This is a genomic window from Candidatus Desulfolinea nitratireducens, from assembly GCF_982879505.1.
The window spans coordinates 1-3,516 of the sequence record NZ_CEYOSI010000295.1; the positions used below are offsets into that span (position 1 = coordinate 1).

Annotated in this window: 3 protein-coding genes and 1 tRNA gene; 3 read left to right on the forward strand and 1 reads right to left on the reverse strand. The window is 51.4% G+C overall.

Annotated features, from left to right (window positions below; all coding sequences use genetic code 11):
• Nucleotides 1-104: 104 nt before the first annotated feature.
• Complete coding sequence (locus AC3DOM_RS16760) at nt 105-1,298, forward strand: helix-hairpin-helix domain-containing protein (RefSeq protein ID WP_487920182.1); 1,194 nt, start codon at nt 105-107, stop codon at nt 1,296-1,298.
• Between the two features lie 97 nt (nt 1,299-1,395).
• Here the strand turns inward: AC3DOM_RS16760 and AC3DOM_RS16765 are convergent, their stop codons facing one another.
• Nucleotides 1,396-1,821, reverse strand: a complete 426-nt coding sequence (locus AC3DOM_RS16765) for a hypothetical protein (RefSeq protein WP_487920183.1) — start codon at nt 1,819-1,821, stop codon at nt 1,396-1,398.
• Between the two features lie 245 nt (nt 1,822-2,066).
• Between AC3DOM_RS16765 and AC3DOM_RS16770 the strand changes: the two genes are divergently transcribed.
• A tRNA-Leu gene (locus tag AC3DOM_RS16770) sits at nt 2,067-2,151 on the forward strand.
• A gap of 39 nt (nt 2,152-2,190) precedes the next feature.
• A partial coding sequence (tig, locus tag AC3DOM_RS16775; protein WP_487920184.1) for a trigger factor occupies nt 2,191-3,516 on the forward strand: 1,326 nt, incomplete at its 3' end.

Genomic DNA, 3,516 nt, shown 5'->3' on the forward strand with positions numbered 1-3,516 from the left:
CTGTGAAAAGTATTATCTTATCAAGTAGATTTTGTCTGAATAATTAGGATATTTGCCCCAATGCGACATTGCTTTCCTAGAATATATGTTCTATAATGTAAGCTATGGAAGCGATCAACAGGCTCAAGTACCTCAGTTCGCAAATGACTTTTGAAGCGGATGCGGAACATTCTGTCAATCTATCTGCTGCCGAACCCTGTCTGCGGGAAGACGATCTCCACATCCATCCGGCGGTGATGCCAAATGGAAGGAAGACCCGTCTCCTGAAAACACTGCTGACTTCGGCCTGTGAGCGGAATTGCTACTATTGTCCTTTCCGCGCCGGGAGAGATTTCCGACGGGCAACCTTTAAACCCGAAGAATTTGCAAAGCTTTTTATGCAGCTCCACAGGGCAGATCTTGTGGATGGCCTTTTTATCAGTTCCGGGGTAGCGGGGGGCGGCATCCGCACCCAGGAGCAGCTCCTCGATACGACCGAGATCTTGCGGAACAAAATGGGCTTCCGTGGCTATATCCATCTGAAGATCATGCCCGGGGCAGAAAAGGGACAGGTCCTGCGCGGCATGCAGCTTGCTGACCGGGTCTCCGTCAACCTGGAAGCCCCAAACAGCAAAAGATTGGCCCAACTTGCTCCCAAAAAAGTCTTCATGGAGGAGTTATTGCGTCCCCTGCGCTGGGTGGAGGAAATTCGGCGAACTGAAAGACCGCCACTCCAGCCCTGGCGCTTCGACTACGGAAAAGAAAAAAGCTCCTCCGCTCAGCGAGGACGCTGGCCCTCCTCTACGACCCAATTTGTCGCCGGCGGTGCCGATGAAAGTGACCTGGAGCTGCTCAGCACCACGGCCCGCTTATACAGCGATCTGCATCTGGCCCGGACCTATTTTATGGCCTTTAACCCGGTTCCGGATACACCCATGGAAAACAAATCCCCCACGCCGGCCCTGCGCGAATTGCGCTTATATCAGGCCTCCTTTCTGCTGAGAGACTATGGCTTCGACCTCGAAGAACTTCCTTTTGCCGGGGAAGGGAACCTCCCCCTCCCCACTGATCCGAAAGAGGCCTGGGCTGAGATCAATCTGACGCATGATCCCGTGGAAGTAAACGAGGCCTCCCCGCGTCAGCTATTACGGGTCCCGGGGATCGGGCCAATGACCGCGAATAGAATTGTCGGTGCCAGGAGGATTTGCCAGATCCGCGATCTCTCCCAATTGCGAAAGCTGGGCATCGCGGCACAACGCGCTGCACCCTTTATTTTATTGGGCGGGAAAAGGATGGCGACGCAAACCAGGTTGTTCTGACAGAACCCAAATTGATTCAAGAGGCTGAGGCAGTTCCTGCATTGCAGCAGATCAAATTCATTACTCTGGTGTTTCTACCCACCGATAGTTTTTGATTCTAATTCAACCTCTCCCAGCTCCCCTCCCAGGGACGTCCCATGCGGTGCTTATCTGAGATCTTGATCTTTTGTAATTTCACTGCTACCTGCATCGCGATTTTGGCAACATTCACCCAGTCGTCCTTTAATACGGCTTCGCGCATTTCTCTTGCCAGATTGCCTGCCCAGCGCCATTCCATCCTGAATTTATCGGCCTTGACCCAATAATTCCTTTTTTCCCAGGCAACCACCGAAACTTCGATCGTTTCCGCGACGACTTCAAGTGCCAGGGCAATAAAGGCTGCCAGATCGCGGGCCTCAGAAAGCTGTCTTGCATTATTAGAAGAAGGATTTGTTTTTGCCAATTCACGTACAGCCAAAGCAACGGCCCTTGTCATCCGATTGCGTTCCTTGCCGGCGCTGTTTGGGTTGATCACACGACTCATTTAATAGACCTCAGATCTCAGATTTTTGACTTCAGATTTCAGAACCGCCAGATTATATCGCAAAAACCGCCCTCACCCATCCTTGCTGCGCGCGGACTTCCCTCTCCCGCAAAGCGGGAGAGGGGGAGCAAGCGAAGCGATGCGGGGGTGAGGGCGGGTGAGGTCCCTTTATCAGTAAAAGGTTAACAAGCTTGCATTTTTTATTGACGCTCTCTCTCCTAGCGCTTATAATGCCTTCGCTATTTGGGGACGTGGCGGAATTTGGCAGACGCGCATGGCTTAGGACCATGTGCCTTAACCGGCGTGCGGGTTCGAGTCCCGCCGTCCCCATTAAAACCACACTTACTCTGCAGGAAAAGGAAGTATATTTTGAAAATTGAAACAACACCCCACGAAGACCACCAGGTCACATTAACCGTTGAGCTTGAGCAGGACCGCATGGACGGCGCCAAGCGTCGCTCGGCACGTCAACTTGCCGAGCGTGGCAAGATTGCCGGGTTCCGCCCTGGCAAGGCCCCTTATGATGTTATCCGTCGTCAGTATGGCGATGAGGCCATCGTCGAAGGCGCCATCGATATTCTGCTTGATGAGGTTTATCCTCTGGCTTTGGAGGAATCCAAGGTGGAACCCTCCGGCCCCGGGGCGTTGGAAAAGATGGAAAGCCTGGAACCGCCAATCTTCATCTTTACAATTCCGCTCAAGCCTGAGGTTGATCTGGGTGATTACCAAAAGATCCGCATGGCTTATAAATGGAAGAAACCCAATGAAAAAGAGGTGGACGCCAAATTGGAAGAGCTCCAGAAGATGTATGCTACTACCGTTTCGGTTGAACGCCCCATCGAGAAAGGCGACTATATCATGACGGCGGTTAAAGGCCAAACGGCGGATGCTGCTGATGGTGATGAGCCACTTTGGGAGCAGGAAAGTCACGCTGTTTTTGTCGCCCCTGAAAATCGCGAAAATGAGCTGCCATTTGTAGGTTTTGGGCATCTCCTGGTGGGAATGAGTGCTGAAGAGACAAAAATCATTCCACATACATTCGCTGATGATCACGATGATGAATCCCTGCGCGGTCTGACAGTCAATTATGAAACAACCATCAAAACAGTACGCGGCACAGAATTCCCCGATCTGGACGATGAATTCGCAAAATCCGTGGGTGCAGGGGAAACCCTGGCTGATTTACGGGAAATTCTGACAAAGAATCTCGAGGAAGAAAGCCGCACAGAATATGACGACGAATACTTCACGGCCCTGGTTGACAAGATCAAGGAAAAAGCAACCATCAAATATGCCCCACAGACGCTGAAACATGAGACTGAACATGTACTTGAGGACATCAAAGGTCGTTTGGCGCGACAAGGCATGGAATTTGAAGCCTACCTAAAAATGCAGGATACGACCCTTGAGAAGTTCACTGAAGAGGAAGCTGGCCCGACTGCACAGAAGCGATTGGAACGCGGCCTGATCTTTGATGAGCTGGCCCGCAAAGAGGAGATCAAAGTCGAAGATGGAGATCTGCAGAGTGAATTTACTCAAACTCTGACGCAACTACAATCGCAGGGCTATGATCTGAATAATGTAAAAGGTGGCGTCCGCGCCCAAAAAGAGATCGCCAATAATATTGCTATGCAATCTGCCAATCAATTAATTACCCGTCTTACACTCGAGCGGATCAAGGCTATTGCCACCGGC

Coding starts and splice junctions, on each gene's coding strand:
- AC3DOM_RS16760 (WP_487920182.1), top strand. CDS start 105: ATGGAAGCGATCAACAGGCTCAAGTACCTCAGTTCGCAAATGACTTTT.
- AC3DOM_RS16765 (WP_487920183.1), bottom strand. CDS start 1,821: ATGAGTCGTGTGATCAACCCAAACAGCGCCGGCAAGGAACGCAATCGG.